Source organism: Kitasatospora sp. NEAU-69 (assembly GCF_057158765.1).
In genome coordinates, this window is the sequence record NZ_JBWXUE010000007.1 from 92,166 (window position 1) to 108,805 (window position 16,640).

Below are 16,640 nucleotides of genomic sequence, written 5' to 3' on the forward strand. Positions count from 1 at the left end.
ACCACACACGCAGGACGCCCCCTCCCGGGGGCGGGCCCGTGGGGGGGGGAGAAGCTCCCGCCAGACGCTGGCAGGAGCTTCTCCGCACTTCCAGCATGGGCAGTGGCCCACCAGCGGTCAGAAGCTCAACCGCCACCTCGATGCGCCCACTGCAGCCGCTTGTCGCCGCCCTGCACAACCGGGCCCGACCTCACGCTTTCAAGCTCAGCTGAAGCACTGAACCGCCCAGTCCGATATGTAGACGTAGTTGGGACCGGTGGGGTCGTAGTACCACGAGTCCACCGGCGCGCCATACGGCGAGCACTCACCGTAGGTGAAACCGGCAGCCCCGGCCGCAAGCTCGGCGTGGTTGAGTGCGTGCTGCTCGGCCATGCTCATGTTCGAACCAATGCCGTGGCCGTAGTAGATGCCCGTCGCCGGGGCCGCCGGGGCCGCCGATGCGGGTATCACAGCGGCTCCCAGCATGAGGCCGGCCACTGCGGCCGTGCCCAGCAGTCGAGAGATCATCCTCACGGTTCCGTCCTTTCGCCAGTGGAGTACCTGAGACATGAGCTGAGATGAGTCAATGCCCGCAGACACGTCCACATCAGCTCGGCTTGCCCAGCTTGAGGCAACCCCGACAGGGCGTCAACTGGCGTGAAGGACTCAGCTGTTGCCGTCATCTCAGCTAAGCCAGGCAGCAGTCGCCGCCTCGCCCCCGGGGTCAGGTCACCTGGGGTGTCGGTCACGGTACGACAGCAGCACCCTCAACGAGCGCAGCCTCGTACTGCCGACTCACCCGCGCGCACCTCCGCCGCGCATGCGGAGATCGATGACGAGACGCACTCAGGGTCAATCCCCATGCAAAACACTGCCGTTGGCAGCTCTGTGCTCAATGGTGGAGACATGAATCCACCGCAGATGGAAGGCCAAGTTCGCCGACCGCGTGATGAGCCCTCCCACGCTCGGGGCCGGGCGCTGTTCCGTGAGCGACGAAGAAGAGCACGTGACCCCTGACAGGGGATCTTGAGGCCAGTGATCCCTGCCCGCCCGTTGGCCATCACAGCGACGGATGGGCAGGCTGGTGAAGCGCCCGCGCACTGGACGGGCGCACGGCGATGGAGCGGGAGGCGAAGGGTGACATCCCACGCTCCCCCTCCCGCTCCGTGATCGGCTGCTCCAGGTCCGAGTCCGCTCAGAGAGCCAGCAAGGCCTGCTTGATCTCGTCGCTGCTGACGAAGCCGTCCCCGTTGGTATCGGCCCGGGCCGCCAGCCCGGCGAAGGACTCCTTGGCCTGCTGCGAGTATGCGCCCAGCTGGCTGGCGATGGCGATGAGGGCGTCCTGCGCCTCATCGACGGTCGCCGAGCCCTGCCACATGTCCGCCAAGTGCTGCGCGACGCCCTCCTTGAACTCCTGCTCGAGGTCTGCCATGTCCTGCCCTTCGTATGCGGATGCGACTGTTGCCGAAGCGAGCCAACCACACTGGCGATCGTCTCGTAGGGCTTCCCGCCGGACCCACTCCGAACGGTCGGCCAAGGCGTCCTGTACAGCACCTCAAGGCCAGCGGACGTGAGCGGGCCCCGAGATCGACCTGCCCTGGCCGTTCGTCAGAACAGGAAACGGCTGGACCCGTCGGTGGCCCCGGCGAATGGTCAGCAGCCCAACCCCCGGCCGAGCGCCGCTGGTTCGGCCGCTCCTGGTGGGACGTCATTCGACACCCGGCACTGCACGCCGATCCGACCGGATCCGAGGAGAGAGCCTAGCCCCGGACCGTCCTCTCCGGGCCGTCGAGCCAGTACCGGTGTTCCCCAGCAGCGGTGACGGTCAGCCCGAAGCGCTCCGGACCCGGCTCCTTGTTGTCGAGCCACCAGGCGTGAGCCCGCGCGACCTCGTCCCAAAGGCGCCGCTCCCCGTGCTGCCACACGGTGAATCCACTCGACCCCTCGCCCGCCCAGTCCACAGCCGCCCACGACTTGGTGTCGGTGGTGGCGAGCCAGAGCCGGCGAGCGACACCGTCCACCGCGGGATCGTCGTCCCACGCCTTCCAGACGTTCCCGAGGTGCACCCCCAGCGTGAACGCCAGGTCCCAGCGGTCCTCGGCGATGTCGTGCGCGGGCAGCTCGGTACGCGTCTCGTCCGGCATGTGCTCGTCGCGAACCACGTCCCGGTAGATCCGCAGATCCGTCCGCTGGCCGCGAGCGAGCATGAACGCGCTGTACGGGCTGAATCTGCCCTCGGCGCTGCCGTCCTCGGCGACCGTCAGCGACAGCAGACCCCAGCAGACCCACGGATTGTCCCAGGGGGTAAGGATCTTCCCGCCTGGCTTGGTCTGCGCGCGCAGCGCATCCGGGACACTCCGCAACGCGCACGTGACCGACACGCGGTCATACGGGGCCCGGGGCTCCCACCCCTGGGTGCCGTCACCGCACACCACCTCAGGGCTGAATCCGGCGTCCGCCAGGTTCGCGCGGGCCTGCGCGGCGACCTGCACGTCCAACTCGATGGTCACCACGTTCTCGGAACCGACCCGATGGCACATCAGGGCGGCAGTCAGACCGGTACCGGTGCCGATCTCCTCCACCGTCATTCCGTCCCGCAGGTCCAGCATTTCGAGCATGCGGAAGACGATCGCCGGCGCGGACGCCGAGGACGAAGGCCACGGATTCCCATCCGGGTCCTCACCGTCGTTGACCTGGGTGACGACAGGGGCATTGGCGTACGCCGCGGCATTCCACCCACTCGGGTCCACCTCACGGTCGCACGGCGTGTAGCTGCCGCCGGCATCCTCCAGCCACACCCGATCAGGCAGGAAGCGCGTCCGCGGGACGGCTTCGGCAGCCGCCGCCCATTCGGGGGCCACGTCGTGGCCGAGTTCCTCGCTGACGGCCGAGAGCAGGCCGCGCAGGGCGGCCCGCTCCGACTCGTGCTTGTAGTCCGTCAACTACTTGCCCTTGCCGTGCTTGTTCTCGTCCTTGCCACTCTGGCTGTCGGGGTTCGGCGCCGAGGTGCCGGGGTCCTTCTTCCCCCGTGCTTGCCCTGACCCCCGTCGTTGGCCCCCGACCCGCCGCCGCTGCTTCCGCCCTTACCGGTTCCCCAGCCCATTGTCTGACTCCTCTGTGTCGTTGATAGTGATGTCCGTTTGCTGATGGTCAGTTGGTGCGCTTCGGCCGCCTCGCGCGGCCTCGCGCGGGGGCCTTCGCGCCGTCCGGCGGCGCGGTGGGGCCGGGCGGACGATCCGTCGGGGTGTTCATGCTGGTGTCTCCTCACACTCTCGCGTCTGACAGAGGCAGCCATCCCGGCAGCCGCCCCACCCCTAAGTAACCGCACGATCACGCAGAGCGGTACCGTTGTAGTGCTGGCCGCATATGAAACCCATGAAAGTTGCGCATTGGGGAGGCAGTGGGATGGCAGCCCGGCAGCCAAACGCAGCACTGGCGAGGCTCTTGACAGAGACACGGTGGACACAGGGGCAGTTCGCACGTGCCGTCAACAGCGTGGCCACCGAGAACGGCACCCCGTCACGGTATGACCAGTCCGCCGTAGCGCACTGGCTCGGCGGCACCGTGCCCAAGTCCGAAGAAGTGCGGGCATGCATCCTCGAAGCCATCACCCGGCGACTTGGCCGACTGGTGACCCACGCCGAGGCGGGCTTCCCGCCGCCGACCGATCAAATCGCCGAGCCATCAGGCACTATCGAAGGGCTGATCGAACTCGGGAGGTCGGATATGGACCCGTCGCGCCGGAGTATCCTCGGCGCCGGCCTGTTCGCGGTGGCGTTGACGATTCCGGGATGGCAGGACGTCCTGGGTCGAGCCGAAGCGGTTCAGACAGGTCGGACATCCCGGATAGGGATGAACGAGGTACAGATGGTCATCGACATGACCGAGCGGGTATCAGAGCTTGACGATCAGTTCGGCGGACGGCACGCCCGGCCCATGGCCGCCTCGTTCCTCGTCAACACCGTGGGTGCATACCTCCACGCGGACGCGTCCGAACCCGTTCGAAAGGCGATGCTGTCGGCCGCATCCGATCTCTGCTACCTGACCGGATACATGGCCGTTGACGAAGGTCTCCACGGCCTCGCGCAGCGCTACTACCTCAAGGCCCTGGAACTGGCGGGCCTCGCCGCAGACCATCTCACCTACTGCACCACGCTCCGCGGTATGAGCGTGCAGGCGGTCGACCTCGGACACGGGCAGCAGGCCATACAGCTCGCCAACGCGGCCGCAGCGGCCTCCCCCGTGGCAGGTCCTCGAATGCGTGCATTCCTTGTTGGCCAGCAAGCCCACTCGGCGGCACAGATCGGCGATCGCACGGGCGCCCTCCGGTACATCGGCGAGGCGGAGAGGGCCATGGAACGCGCCGAATCCGCGAGCAAGGCATTCGGGTCCTACGATCCGTCCTCGCTCAACTACCATATCAGCCAGGTCCGTTACGAACTGAACGATGTAGCCGGTGCCGTCGAAGCCATGGAGCAGTCGGACAAGCTGCGCCACAGCACCTACCGCCGCACCCGTGTGCGCTACGGCGCGCTGCTAGCCGAACGCCAGCTGGAACTAGGCCAGTTGGACAAGGCCTGTGACACGTGGAGCCACGTGCTCAACGACTACCCGATGGTCCAATCCGGCCGCGCAGACGAGCGCATGCACGCCATGCTCGGACTCCTGACCAGCCACCCCAACAACCGCACCGCCCGGGACCTCTACGAACGCGCACGGACGGTCGTGCCCTCCCGCCTGGCAACCTGAGCACCGCCGCCATGCCGAAGATCCCCCCGGCCGGCCCGCACCGCAGTCCACGTGCGAGGCCAAGCCGACCCAACTACTGACAGGGTGAACCGCTGCGGGTTTGACCGAGACTCGTTCTCTTGGAAGGATCGAGTCCGTTATGAGGAAGCCATATCCCACTGAGGTCCGGGAGCGGGCGGTGCGCCTGGTTCTGGAGACCCGTGATCAGTACGAGACCGAGTACCAGTGCATCCGGTCGATCGGCGCCAAGCTCGACGTGGGCCCGGAAAGCCTGCGCAAGTGGGTCCGCCAGGCCCAGACCGATGCCGGCACCCGTCCCGGCACGACAACCGAGGAATCCGCCGCGATGAAGGCGCTCAAGCGGGAGAACGCCGAGCTGAAGCGGGCCAACGAGATCCTCAAGGCCGCGGCGTCTTTCTTCGCGGCCGAGCTCGACCGGCCACACTCACGCTCGTAGCGTTCATCGACGAGCACCGGGACCGCTTCGGCGGAGTCGAGCCGATCTGCAGGACGCTCACCGCGAACGACTGCAGCATCCACCCCAGCACCTACTACGCCCACAAGAGCGGCTCCACCTCCGCCCGCGCCCGCCGCGACGCCGAACTCGTCCCGATCATCAAGGAGATCCACGAGAGCAACTACGGCGTCTACGGCTACCGCAAGGTCTGGGCCGAACTCCAGCGACGCGGACACGCCGTCGCCCAGTGCACGGTCTCCCGGCTCATGAAAGCCGAAGGACTGTCAGGAGCTGTGCGCGGCAGGAAGATCGTCACCACCATCTCGGACAAGAGTGTCGACCGGGCGCCCGACCTGCTGAAGCGCGACTTCGTCGCGAGCGCGCCGAACCGCGTCTGGGTGGCGGACTTCACGCACGTGGCAGCCTGGGCCGGCACCGTCTACGTCGCGTTCGTCGTCGACACCTTCTCCCGGCGGATCGTCGGCTGGTCGGCGGCCACCAACAAGCAGACCCCGCTGATCCTGTCCGCGCTGGAGATGGGCCTGTGGCAGCGCGACCGCGCCGGAGTCCCGGTCCAGCCAAGGGAGTTGATACACCACTCCGATGCCGGATCGCAATATACGAGCTTCCGCCTGGCCACCCACCTGGCCAAGGAGAAGATCGCCGCGTCCATCGGCTCGGTCGGCGACGCCCTGGACAACGCCCTGATGGAATCAACGATCGGCCTCTACAAGACCGAGCTCATCAAGCGCCAAGGACCGTGGCGGACCCTGGCCGATGTTGAGATCGCCACCGCCGAGTACGTCGACTGGTTCAACTCCACCCGGCTCCACAGTGAACTCGGCCACACCCCTCCCGCCGAGTACGAAGCCAAGTACTACAGCCAACAACAGCCAAACCTGCAGGTCACAGCCACAATCTAGAGTCTCTGAAGAACCCGCAGCGGTTCAACCTCGTCCGCCGCGCTGTCGCCCGCGGCGTGCGGGTGAGGCGTGCTCGCATCGTCTCGCTACCGGCCACGGACTACGTTCGGTACGAGCATCACATCACCAGCGTGAACCTGGCCATCGGCGAAGGGGTCCGCTGGCTCCCCCGGCACGAAGCTTCAACTCTCGCCCTGCCGGGAAACGACTTCTGGCTGGTGGACCGGCGAGCCGTCCGGTTCAACCTCTTCGACGGTCCAGGTGCCGCACTTGACCCGCAGTACTCGGAGGACCCCACGGTGGTCGAGCTGTGCTCCAATGCCTTCCAGGCAGTTTGGGACCGCGGAGTGGAGCACGAGAAGTTCGCCGTCTGATCCCGATACGCGGAACCGTCAGATCATTCGTCGTGTCGCGGCCCGCCACTTACATGGTCACTGGCCGAGACGACACAGGTTCTGACATTCAGACAGATCAGCTATTCATACCGGGAGTTCGTCTCGCTAGACGACTGCAGCATCCGATTCAAGCCCTCGTGCAAGGCGCCGCCGTACTGGGCCGGGCGGGCCCCTCGGGCGTGCTCCTTAGTCCAACACGGGAATACTGCCGTCCTGTCGTAGACATGCGCCGATCGGCTCTCTAGCGTCATGGCCAGGCGGTCTGACTGGGCCGCACCTCCAGGGGGTTGAGATGGACGACAGGTCGAGTCTCACGCGGCTGACCAACACGGGCAATGGCAGTGGCTCGGGGGAGTGCAATCAGAACGACTGTCCCAACGTCTACCGCACCGATCGGGGGATGTTCGTGGTCCAGGGGGACATGTCCGACGCCTTCACGCCGCCCAGCGGCGAAGGACTCGTGGAGATCCCCGAGAGCGTGCTTCGGGAGGCAGTTCGTGTCCTTGGATGGTGAGGCTTGGCAGGCCAAGTTCCGCGAGTTCCAGACGGAAGCCTGGCGGCTTGAGACTCTTCCGGCCTACAACGTTCCGCAGGAAGCCGAGGAACTCCGAGCGTTCCGGGCTGGCGAACGGATCGATCCGCACACGCATTCCAATGCGTACACGGATGACCTCAAACGGGTGCGGCACGAAGGAAAGGTCAAGGGGCGAGTGCATATCGTCACGCGACCGCTCTCCGAGTATCTGCGCTACGAGTTCATGTACTACCTGCCACATGTGTGGGCCGGCGAAGACGTGCGAATCATGGACGTCACGGACCGCCCGAATCCACTGGCCGGCGTCAGCGACTATTGGATGTTCGACAAGGAGGAGGTGGTGCTCATGAACTACCTCCCCGATGGAACGCAGATCGACCGCATCATGTTCGAGGGTGACATCGGCCCGTTCATCGAGTATCAGCGGATTGCAATCGCCGAGTCAGTGCCTTTCGAGGAGTACGTGAAGGGCATTGGCATTTGATCCGCGAGAGCCAGGTCGATCGAATTCAGATCTGGCGGCAATTCTTCAAGAGCTTCGCAAGCGAGCTGGACTCTCCGGGGTTCAGGTCGCCAGGAGGTATTGAGATGGGTAAGCGCGGAGGCGGCACCGGTTCCGGTGACGGCGGCAAGCAGCAGGACGACAGCAACAAGGGCTCCGGTCACGGGGGCGGCGGTTCGGACGAGGGCGGCAACACCTCGGACGGCCAGAACCCGGCGGGCGGCGGCGGTAAGTGAGCACCGAGACGGACAAGGAGGCGGGCCTGCAGGGTCTCGCCTCCGCGCTGGTGGCCGACGGCGCGCTTTCTTCGGACTGGCTCCCCTCGTTCACGGCTGTCCGCCGTGAGTTGTTCGTTCCGGACCGGATCTGGCCCGGACCCGGGCGGTCGGGTACTTCACCGGCGGCTCGGCGTTCATGAGGCTCCGTCAGCAGCGCACCGAGCGTCCGCCGTTCGACGAGTACCTGCACGGAGTGCCCTGGCCGGCCGGCGCCGAGCGGAGCGTCACCACCCTGTCCCCGTGGGACACCGGCGAGTGGTTCCACCAGTTCGTCATCGGACTCGGCGTGCCCGGGGCGTTCTGGCGAGTGGAGCGCTACGACGACGGCGCGTACACGCTGTGGCTGTACAGCCGGGACAAGCTGTCGTGGGCGTCCGCCGACTACGAGCGCGACCGCACGGAGTACGAGGTGTACCAGTCCGGGCCGCGCAGGCTCTGGGACGAGGCGGCGGCCGCCTACCGCTGGTGGGACGAGCAAGGCCGCCCCGGCCATGGGCGTTTCGGCCTGACCGTCACCCCGGACGGTCAGGCGGCCTGGCTCGACTCCCCGGAGAACCCGGTGCCGCAGCAGAGCTGACGGAGCGGCCGGCGCGATGCGCCTGTCGCAGGAAGAACTCACCGTCCTGGATCCCCTCCACGACCGGACGGCCTGAGCGAGAACCCCATGGCATGGCGATACGGTCCGTCGGTGTGCCCGGCCAGGGCGGCAAGCCGATCCTGGTGCAGGCCGCGGAACTGGCGGCTGAGACCACCGTGCTTACCGTCTACGCGGCACGAGTCCGGTTTCGAAGGCGATGATCGCCAGGTGAACGCGGTCCCGGGCTTCGAGCTTCGCGAACAGGCGCGCGACATGGGTCTTCGCGGTCGCCGCGCTGATCACCAGCCGCTCGGCTATCTCGGTGTTCGACAGTCCCTGTCCGACCAGTGCCAGCACCTCGCGCTCCCGCTCGGTGATCCCCGCGATGGCACTCGAGTCCGCGGCGGGCTCGGCCTCCGGTTCGGGGGCCGCGGGGGCGGACGTTCCGGTGAAGTCCGCGATCAGCCGTCGGGTCACGCTCGGCGCGATGAGCGCGTCGCCCGCGGCCACCACGCGGATCGCTTCCAGGATCGCGTCCAGGGCCATGCTCTTGAGCAGGAATCCGCTGGCCCCGGCGCGCAGTGCGCCGTAGACGTACTCGTCGTCGTCGAAGGTCGTCAGCACCAGCACCTTGGGCGGGTCCGGCTCGGCGGTCGCGTGCCGGGTCGCCTCGATCCCGTCCATGCCCGGCATCCGGATGTCCATCACCACGACGTCCGGCCGCAGTTCACGCACCAGGCGCACCGCCTCGTGGCCGTCGCCGGCCTCGCCGACCACCTCCAGGTCGTCGGTGTCGCCGATCAGGATCCCGAGTCCGACCAGCATCAGCGGCTGGTCGTCTACCAGCAACACGCGCACGCTCATGCCGGGAGCCTCGCAGCCACTCGAAATCCGCCCTCCGGACGCCGGCCCGCGCTGAACTGGCCGGACAGCAAAGTCACCCGCTCGCGCATGCCGATCAGGCCGAAGCCGCTCCCGCCGGCCGCCGCCGAGAACCTCGGACGGCCGTGCGCGCCGAGACCGTCGTCCCCGTCGTCCACCACCTCGATCGTCACTCCCGTCGGCTCGTAACCGACCGCGACCCGGCACGTCCGCGCACCGGAATGCCGCACCACGTTCGTCACCGACTCCTGGACGATCCGGAACGCCGACAGCTCGATCTCCGGCGGCAGTGGACGCCGCTCGCCCCGCCAGGTCACCTGGACCCGCACCCCGGCGCCGGCCGTGCGTTCGGCGAGCTGCGGGACGTCGGCCAGGCTGCCGGCCGGCGCCAGTGGAGCGGCCTGCGGCATGGCGTCGTCCGGCTCGGCGTGGCGGAGCGCCCCGAGCATGCGCTGCAGCTCCAGCAGCGTCTCCCGGCTGGTGGTCTCGATGCCGGCCAGCGCCTGCCGCGTCTGCTCGGGCTTGGTCTCCACGACCCGCGCCGCCGCTCCCGACAGCACCGTGATGATCCCGATGCTGTGCGCGACGCTGTCGTGCAGTTCGCGGGCGATCCGCAACCGCTCGGTCACGACGGCGCGGGCCGCCCTCTGCTCGTGCAGGGCTTCGAGGTACTCACGGCGTTTGCGATACGCCCCGCCGAAGACCCACGCGACCGCGAACCACAACGCGAGCCCCCCGGCGAACTGGACCGCGTCGCCGACGCCCTGCCCGGGGATGTGGATCTCGCTGACGAGCGCGGCCGCGACGCCCGCGACGGAGCCGACGGCGGCAGCCTTGGGCCGCCGGACGGCGAGGTACCCGCCCAAGCCGATGAGCAGGACGAACATGATCAACGGCCGCGCGCCGAAGGCGTCGCCGAGGACTGATTCGCCCAGGACCGCCGCGAAGACGGTCGCCGGCCGACGGCGCACCAGCAGCACCGGCAGGGCGAGCACGACCCACAGACCCAGCCTCTGGACGGGCTCGAGGTCGGGGAACCGGAACAGGCCGTATGCAGGGATCGGCATCGTCAAGGGGAGCATCAGCGCGTATAAGCAGGCGACGGCCAGCACCACGGCCTGTGCCGTGAGCCAGGTCATGCGCTTCGATGTCGAGAGACGCTGGAGCAGCTGTTCCATACGGAGATCGTATTCAGTGGCGTCGGCTCTGTGCGTCGCCCCGGGGATGTACGCCGGATACGCCCCCGGGGCGATCGCCCGGGAAGAGGTGACGCCCGCCGGCCGACGCGGCGGATGGTGGTCCGTTCCTAGGTTCGTGGTCATGACGAACGCACCGATGATCGAACTTCGCGACACGACAAAGAAGTACGACGACGGCCCGCCCGCACTGGCCGGCGTCACCTTGTCCGTGGCGGCTGGTGAGTGCGTGGCGATCCTCGGCCATTCCGGCAGTGGCAAGTCCACGCTGCTGAACCTGATCGCGGGTCTGGACAAGCCTTCCAGCGGCACCGTGACCGTCGACGGCACCCGCGTCGACCAGCTCGGCGAGGCCGGTTCGGCGAAGTACCGCCGGTCCTCCGTCGGCATGATCTTCCAGTTCTTCAACCTGCTGGACGACCTGACCGTGTTGGACAACGTCATGGTTCCGGCGCAGCTGGCCGGGATGGGCAAGGGCGAAGCGAAGCGGCGGGCCGTCGAGCTGCTCGGCTCGCTGGGCATCGACCGGCATGCCAAGGCCTATCCGCAGCGGCTGTCCGGCGGGCAGCGGCAACGGGTGGCGGTGGCCAGGGCCCTGATGAACAAGCCGGCGCTGCTGCTGGCCGACGAGCCGACCGGCGCTCTGGACTCGAGCTCGGCCGAGGACGTGCGCCGGCTGCTGCTGGACCTGAACAGCGAGGGCCAGACCATCCTGCTGGTCACCCACGACGTGCAGCTGGCCGCGAGCACCGCGCGCCGCACGATCGAGTTGGTGGACGGCGCGGTCGAGCGGGACGTCATCAACAACGGCAGCGGCGCCACCTCCAACGGTCCGGCGGCGGTGCTCCGGTGAGCGCCCTGGGCAAGGTCGTACGGTCCGGCGTGGGCCGCCGTCGGATCCAGTCCATCGTCATGGCCCTGACGACGTTCGCCGCGGTGACGTCCTCAGTGCTCTCCCTCGGTCTGCTGACTGTCGTGCAGGCCCCGTTCGAGCACGCTTTCAGTGCTCGGAACGGGGCGCACCTGGCGGTCCAGTTCGATGCTTCGAAGGTCACGGCCGCGCAGGCCGCCGCCACCGCTCACGCCGCCGGCGTCACCGAGGCGGCCGGGCCCTACCCGGTCGCCGCCGCCCTGGACACGACGATCGGCACGGACTGCTCCAAGAAGGACTGGGCCGGTCACGACAACGGTCCGATCACCGTCACCACCCGGCCCGACCTGGGCAGCACCTCCGGGATGGACCAGCTGGCGCTGACCCGGGGGCGCTGGCCGACGAGCCCGGGCGAGATCGCCCTGCCGTGGCAGCAGTATGCCGCCGACTGCTTCGGCGATTCGGTGGTGTTCTCCTCCCTGCCGGGCAAGCCGTCGTATCTGGTCGTCGGCTTCGCCGACTCGGTGACCGACAGCGCGACCGGCTTCGCCACCGCCGACGGTTTCGCGCGGCTCACCGCTGCCGGTGCCAAGTCCGACGAGCAGGTGCTCTACCGGTTCGCCAAGGCCGGGACCGCCGCCGACATCGCCACCGACAAGCAGGCGGCGGCCGCCGCCGCGCCGGCCGGCGCGGTCGAGGGCGCACAGTCGTACCTGACCGCGGAGCAGCAGGCGACCGGCAACGCCAAGGCCTACGTGCCGTTCCTGATCGGCTTCGGGATCCTCGGGCTGTTCATGTCGGTGCTGATCATCTCGATCGTGGTCAGCGGGGCTGTGGCCTCGGGAATCCGGCGCATCGGGATTCTGAAGTCGTTGGGCTTCACCCCATCGCAGGTGGCCCGCGGCTACACCGCGCAGGCCATGATCCCGGCGACCTTCGGCCTGGTGCTCGGCACGGTTTTCGGCAACCTCCTGGCCGTGCCGATCCTGGGCGGGGCCACCCAGCAGCTCGGCGCGGCCAGTACGGCCAGTGCCACGATCCCGTTGTGGGTCAGCGCCGTGGTGCCGCTGGGCACCCTGCTGATCGTCGGCGTCGCGGCCTTGATCCCGGCGCTGCGGGCCGGCCGGATGCCGACGGTGCGGGCCCTGGTGGTCGGCCGCGCCCCCAAAGCCGGGGGCGGTCAGGCGGCGCAGCGTCTGGCCTCGCGGCTGCCGCTGCCCCGGGCCATGTCGTTGGGGCTGGCCCAGCCGTTCGCCCGGCCGGCCCGGGCCGTACTGGTCGGTGCGGCGGTGCTGTTCGGCGTGGTGAGTGCCACGTTCGCGGTGGGGCTGGAGACCGGGTTCAACAAGTACCTGGACGCCAGCACCTCAGGCTTCAACGTCGCGTCGGAGTTCGTGGAACCCACAGCCGACGTGGGCGTGCCCTGGGGTCTCTACGGCCCCAACGACCCGCGCAACCCGCACCTGGATGCCGCGAAGGTGGCCGCCGCGCTCGCCAGGACCCCGGGCACGAAGGCCGCGTTCGGCTGGGGCGACAGCGGTGCGACCATGGTCAGCGCCCCGCCCGGCGGCGAACCGGCGAAGGTCTACACGGTCACCGGCGACTTCTCCTGGACGAACATGGAGCTGCTGTCCGGCCGCTGGTACTCGGCGCCCGGCGAGGCCGTGGTCGGCGACAAGCTGGCCACGGCGGTGGGGATCCACGCCGGTGACGACGTCACCGTGGTGCAGCAGAACAAGCAACTGTCGCTGAAGGTCGTCGGCATCAACTTCGACACCAACATGGGCGACTACACGGTCATGACGGATGCGGCCACCTTCACCGCCGCCGGTCTGACCCCGCACATCGACCAGTACAACGTCGAGTTGGCCTCGAACGTCAGCGAACCGGACTGGTCCACCGCGGCCACCGCCGCGCTGACCCCGCTGAACGCCTCGGTCCAGCCGAGCACCGGTGGGGGCAAGAACATCGTGGTGCTCACCATGGGCGCCCTGGTGGTCACGCTCACGCTGATGATGATCGCGGTCGCCGCGCTCGGGGTGCTGAGCATGGTGGTGCAGGACACCCGGGAGCGGGTCCATGATCTGGGGATCCTCAAGGCCCTCGGGATGACGCCCAAACAGACCATCGCGATGGTCCTGACCTCGGTGACACTCACCGGCCTGATCGCCGGGCTGATCGGGGTCCCGCTCGGGGTCGCGATGGAGAAGGCGACGCTGACCCCGATGGGGAACGCGATCGGCCGGCACCTGCCGCCGAGCGTGACCCACACCTACACCGCCGGGCTGCTCATCCCCCTGCTGGCCGGCGGGATCGTGATCGCCCTGCTCGGGGCACTGCTGCCGGCCGGCTGGGCGGCCCGGTCACGAACCGCCACCGCACTGCGGACCGAGTAGGACCGAGCGCCGAGCAGGACCGAGCAGAGCCGCTGGTCGCCGCGGCAAGAACGCCAATGCCGACCTCCCCGGTTGATGCCTCGGGAGGTCGGCATTCCGGCGTTTCCCCGGCCCCCGGCTCAGACGGTCGCTTCGAGGGTGACCTCGATGTTCCCCCGGGTGGCGTTGGAGTACGGGCACACCTGGTGGGTGGTCTCCACGAGTTGGTCGGCGGTGGCCTGGTCCAGGCCGGGCAGGTGCGCCGACAGGGCGACCTTCAGCGAGAACGCTCCGTTGTCGAGGGTGATCAGGCTCACCGTGGACCTGACGGTCGTCTCGCCCAGCTTCAGCTTCTGCTGGCCCGCTATCAGGCGCATCCCGTTGTGGAAGCAGGCGGCGTAGCCGGCGGCGAAGAGCTGCTCGGGGTTGGTCCTGTCGCCGCCGGGGCCGCCCATCTCCTTCGGGACGGCGAGGAGTTCGTCGAGCACCCCGTCGGAGGTGCGGACCTCTCCGTTGCGGCCGTCGCCGGTCGAGAGAGCTTCGGTGGTGTAGAGCGTGGACATGGTGGCTCCATTCACAGGTATTCAGAAACGTCAGAAACGGCGGACGAGTTGTCGGTTGCCAGGCGCGTGCGGCCGCCCGGCGTGGTGGCTTGGGCGAGCAGGGTCAGCGCGGCCCGCGAGGCCGAGCCCGTCGCGGCGGTGACCGCGACGAGTCGCTGCCCCTGCTCGTTCGGGACCGGCATGGCCTGCTGGGTGACGTCCATCGGCCCGACGAGCGGATGCCGCATCCGGTAGGCCGCGAGGTCCCAGGCGCGGACCCGGTGCGCGGACCACAGTTCGGTGAACTCCGGGCTGTGCATGACCAGTTCACCGATCAGTGCGGCGAGCAGCGGATCGTCGGGGTACCGGCCGACGGCGAGGCGCAGTCGGCCCACCGCGTCTCTGGCCTTCTTCGGCCAGTCGTCGTACAGCTCGCGGGTGTGGGCGTCCCGGAAGACCAGCCGTGCGGTGTTGGGGCGCCTGGCCGGGTCCTCCGGGCTCCTCGGATCGAGGTGCCCGGCGAAGAGCGCATGCCCGGTGCGGTTCCAGGCCAGCACGTCGCTGCGGCGGCCGAGCACGATGACCGGGGTGTCCCCGAAAGCGTCGATCAACTGCCGGGTCGTCTCGGTGATGTGCTCTGGCGCCGGCGGCTTGCGGGTTCGGTCGCTGCCGCCCTTTCGCCCGGCACCAGCGAGGTCGTGCAGGTGACGGTGCTCGGTCTCGTCCAGGCAGAGTGCCTTGGCGAGCGCGTCCAGTACTTCTGTGGACGCGCCCCGCGACAGCCCCTGCTCCAGCCGCGTGTAGTACGACTCGCTCACCCCGGCCAACCGGGCGAGTTCGTCCCGGCGCAGGCCGGGCACCCGCCGCAGCTCGTCGAACTCCGGCAACCCGACGTCCGACGGCTGCAGTTGCGCCCGACGCGTCCTCAGGAACCGGCCCAACTGCGACTTGCTCTTCATGGATTCGAGTATGGACACGGGCGACGGCAGGTGCCTGCCCCTGCGAGTGCCAGGCAGCGCGGCTTGAGGTGACGTCCTGCAGGGGATCCGCCCGAGTCCGCTGTCAGCGGACGGCCCCCGAACTGACACGGCCGACTGCCAGGATGACCGGATGGGCAACGACAACGCGATCCGTCGACTCGACCTGGGCTACTTCGTCCGACCTGCCTCGGAGACCGGTGGCCCTCAGCCGCGGGTCGAACCCGTGCTCGCCTATCTGGTGCGGCGCGACGACGGACTGATCCTCTTCGACACCGGTGTCGGTGCCGCCGATCCCGAGACCGAGGCCCACTACCGACCCCAGCGCAGGGCGCTGACGGGCGCCCTCGCGGCTGCCGGAGTCACCCTGGCGGACGTCTCCCTGGTGGTGAACTGCCACCTCCACTTCGACCACTGCGGCGGGAACCCGCTGCTGGGCGGCAAGCCGATCCTGGTGCAGGCCGCGGAACTGGCCACTGCCCGCCGAGGCGGCTACACCATCGACGAACTCATCGACTTCCCGGGCGCGACCTACGAGGAACTCGACGGCGAGGTGGAGCTCTGGCCGGGGGTCTGGATCGTCCCGACTCCCGGGCACACCGAGGGGCACCAGTCACTGGTGGTCCGACAGAACGACGGCACCGTGGTGCTCGCCGGTCAGGCATACGACTTCGCGTCCCAGTTCGCGTCGGACCACCTCGCCCGCCATGCCGCCCGCCAGGGCCTGGAGCAGCCGCTTCCCACCTACCAACCATGGCTGGAGCGACTCAGCGACTTCGACCCACGGCGAGTGCTCTTCGCCCACGACTGCTCAGTCTGGGAAGCCGGGCTGACCCCTTGAAACTCGGGCGTCCAGGGCCTGTTGCGAGAGTGCGGTGACCTGGAAGCATGGTGCGATGGATCATGTTCGGCAGACAGTCAGCTCCGGCTCGCCACTCGAGCCCCAGATCGGGTTCTCCCGAGCAGTTCGCAAAGGCGCGCATGTCGCAGTCGCCGGGACTGCTCCCATCGGGGACGACGGGACGACCGTGGGGCGGGGCGACGTCTATGCCCAGACCGTCAGGTGCCTGGACATCGCAGACGCAGCGCTGAAGGCTGCGGGGGCGTCACTGGGGGACGTCGTGCGGACCCGCATCATGCTCACCGACGTCACACGCTGGAAGGAAGCCGCGCGAGCGCACGGAGAGCGTTTCGCGGCCATCCGGCCGGCCTGCACCTTCGTCGAGGTCTCACGCTTCATCGATCCCGAATGGCTCGTCGAAGTCGAGCTTGACGCCATCCTCGACTGACTCCCGAACGGGCCGGTCGCAGCCATTCGTTGATGGCTGCGACCAGCACGGTTGCCTCGTGGCGCACGGCCGGCTCGTCCATCGCAGCGCGCCACAACCGGCTCGAGCGACTC

Annotated in this window: 18 protein-coding genes; 10 read left to right on the top strand and 8 right to left on the bottom strand. The window is 68.6% G+C overall.

Features of this window, described 5'->3' with window-relative positions:
• Positions 1-204 precede the first annotated feature (204 nt).
• From AC060L_RS10430 to AC060L_RS10440, 3 genes are all read right to left on the bottom strand, one after another.
• Positions 205-513, bottom strand: a complete 309-nt coding sequence (locus tag AC060L_RS10430; RefSeq protein WP_483798350.1) for a hypothetical protein — start codon at positions 511-513, stop codon at positions 205-207.
• 661 nt (positions 514-1,174) lie between these two features.
• Entirely contained in the window at positions 1,175-1,411 is a 237-nt protein-coding gene (locus AC060L_RS10435; RefSeq protein WP_483798351.1) for a hypothetical protein, read from the bottom strand.
• 328 nt (positions 1,412-1,739) lie between these two features.
• Complete coding sequence (locus AC060L_RS10440; protein WP_483798352.1) at positions 1,740-2,921, bottom strand: methyltransferase domain-containing protein; 1,182 nt, start codon at positions 2,919-2,921, stop codon at positions 1,740-1,742.
• Between the two features lie 463 nt (positions 2,922-3,384).
• On the opposite strand from AC060L_RS10440, the gene AC060L_RS10445 reads away from it, so the two are divergent.
• The 5 genes from AC060L_RS10445 (at position 3,385) to AC060L_RS10465 (ending at position 7,522) form a co-directional block, all read left to right on the top strand.
• A complete protein-coding gene (locus AC060L_RS10445; protein ID WP_483798353.1) occupies positions 3,385-4,728 on the top strand; it encodes a tetratricopeptide repeat protein in 1,344 nt (447 codons plus the stop codon).
• Between the two features lie 139 nt (positions 4,729-4,867).
• Positions 4,868-6,108 (top strand): IS3 family transposase gene (locus AC060L_RS10450; protein ID WP_483798354.1). Its coding sequence is split into 2 segments (ribosomal slippage): positions 4,868-5,141 and positions 5,141-6,108, totalling 1,242 coding nucleotides; the frame shifts between segments, so codons are not numbered across the junction.
• Between the two features lie 5 nt (positions 6,109-6,113).
• A complete protein-coding gene (locus tag AC060L_RS10455) occupies positions 6,114-6,482 on the top strand; it encodes a DUF6879 family protein (protein ID WP_483798494.1) in 369 nt (122 codons plus the stop codon).
• 313 nt (positions 6,483-6,795) lie between these two features.
• Positions 6,796-7,017, top strand: coding sequence for a hypothetical protein (locus tag AC060L_RS10460; protein ID WP_483798355.1), 222 nt, complete (start codon positions 6,796-6,798; stop codon positions 7,015-7,017).
• Positions 7,001-7,522 carry a DUF6879 family protein gene (locus AC060L_RS10465; RefSeq protein WP_483798356.1) on the top strand — a complete coding sequence of 174 codons (522 nt, stop codon included), beginning with the start codon at positions 7,001-7,003 and terminating at the stop codon, positions 7,520-7,522. The genes AC060L_RS10460 and AC060L_RS10465 overlap by 17 nt, the downstream gene beginning before the upstream one ends.
• Here AC060L_RS10465 and AC060L_RS10470 read toward each other — a convergent pair.
• Positions 7,459-7,749 (bottom strand): hypothetical protein, encoded by a 291-nt coding sequence (locus AC060L_RS10470; RefSeq protein WP_483798495.1) that lies wholly within the window; start codon positions 7,747-7,749, stop codon positions 7,459-7,461. The two genes, AC060L_RS10465 and AC060L_RS10470, sit on opposite strands and share 64 nt — an antisense overlap.
• A gap of 205 nt (positions 7,750-7,954) precedes the next feature.
• Between AC060L_RS10470 and AC060L_RS10475 the strand changes: the two genes are divergently transcribed.
• The gene (locus AC060L_RS10475; protein ID WP_483798357.1) at positions 7,955-8,395 is read left to right on the top strand and encodes a hypothetical protein; all 441 of its coding nucleotides are present in this window, start codon (positions 7,955-7,957) and stop codon (positions 8,393-8,395) included.
• Between the two features lie 180 nt (positions 8,396-8,575).
• Here the strand turns inward: AC060L_RS10475 and AC060L_RS10480 are convergent, their stop codons facing one another.
• Positions 8,576-9,259: a response regulator gene (locus AC060L_RS10480; RefSeq protein ID WP_483798358.1), complete on the bottom strand. Its 684-nt coding sequence runs from the start codon at positions 9,257-9,259 to the stop codon at positions 8,576-8,578.
• On the bottom strand, positions 9,256-10,455 hold the full coding sequence (locus tag AC060L_RS10485) for a sensor histidine kinase (RefSeq protein WP_483798359.1): 1,200 nt from the start codon (positions 10,453-10,455) through the stop codon (positions 9,256-9,258). Before AC060L_RS10485 ends, AC060L_RS10480 begins: the two co-directional genes overlap by 4 nt.
• Before the next feature lie 142 nt (positions 10,456-10,597).
• Here AC060L_RS10485 and AC060L_RS10490 point away from each other — a divergent pair, with 142 nt between their 5' ends.
• Both AC060L_RS10490 and AC060L_RS10495 read left to right on the top strand, forming a co-directional pair.
• Entirely contained in the window at positions 10,598-11,326 is a 729-nt protein-coding gene (locus AC060L_RS10490; RefSeq protein ID WP_483798360.1) for an ABC transporter ATP-binding protein, read from the top strand.
• A 59-nt stretch (positions 11,327-11,385) separates the two neighbouring features.
• Entirely contained in the window at positions 11,386-13,740 is a 2,355-nt protein-coding gene (locus AC060L_RS10495) for an ABC transporter permease (RefSeq protein WP_483798361.1), read from the top strand.
• Between the two features lie 119 nt (positions 13,741-13,859).
• Here AC060L_RS10495 and AC060L_RS10500 read toward each other — a convergent pair whose 3' ends face one another.
• Both AC060L_RS10500 and AC060L_RS10505 read right to left on the bottom strand, forming a co-directional pair.
• Positions 13,860-14,282, bottom strand: a complete 423-nt coding sequence (locus AC060L_RS10500) for an organic hydroperoxide resistance protein (RefSeq protein WP_483798362.1) — start codon at positions 14,280-14,282, stop codon at positions 13,860-13,862.
• A gap of 11 nt (positions 14,283-14,293) precedes the next feature.
• Positions 14,294-15,220, bottom strand: coding sequence for a helix-turn-helix transcriptional regulator (locus AC060L_RS10505; protein WP_483798363.1), 927 nt, complete (start codon positions 15,218-15,220; stop codon positions 14,294-14,296).
• 151 nt (positions 15,221-15,371) lie between these two features.
• On the opposite strand from AC060L_RS10505, the gene AC060L_RS10510 reads away from it, so the two are divergent.
• Together AC060L_RS10510 and AC060L_RS10515 are read left to right on the top strand one after the other, a co-directional pair.
• A complete protein-coding gene (locus tag AC060L_RS10510; protein ID WP_483798364.1) occupies positions 15,372-16,079 on the top strand; it encodes an N-acyl homoserine lactonase family protein in 708 nt (235 codons plus the stop codon).
• A 55-nt stretch (positions 16,080-16,134) separates the two neighbouring features.
• Complete coding sequence (locus tag AC060L_RS10515; protein WP_483798365.1) at positions 16,135-16,527, top strand: RidA family protein; 393 nt, start codon at positions 16,135-16,137, stop codon at positions 16,525-16,527.
• Positions 16,528-16,640 lie beyond the last annotated feature (113 nt).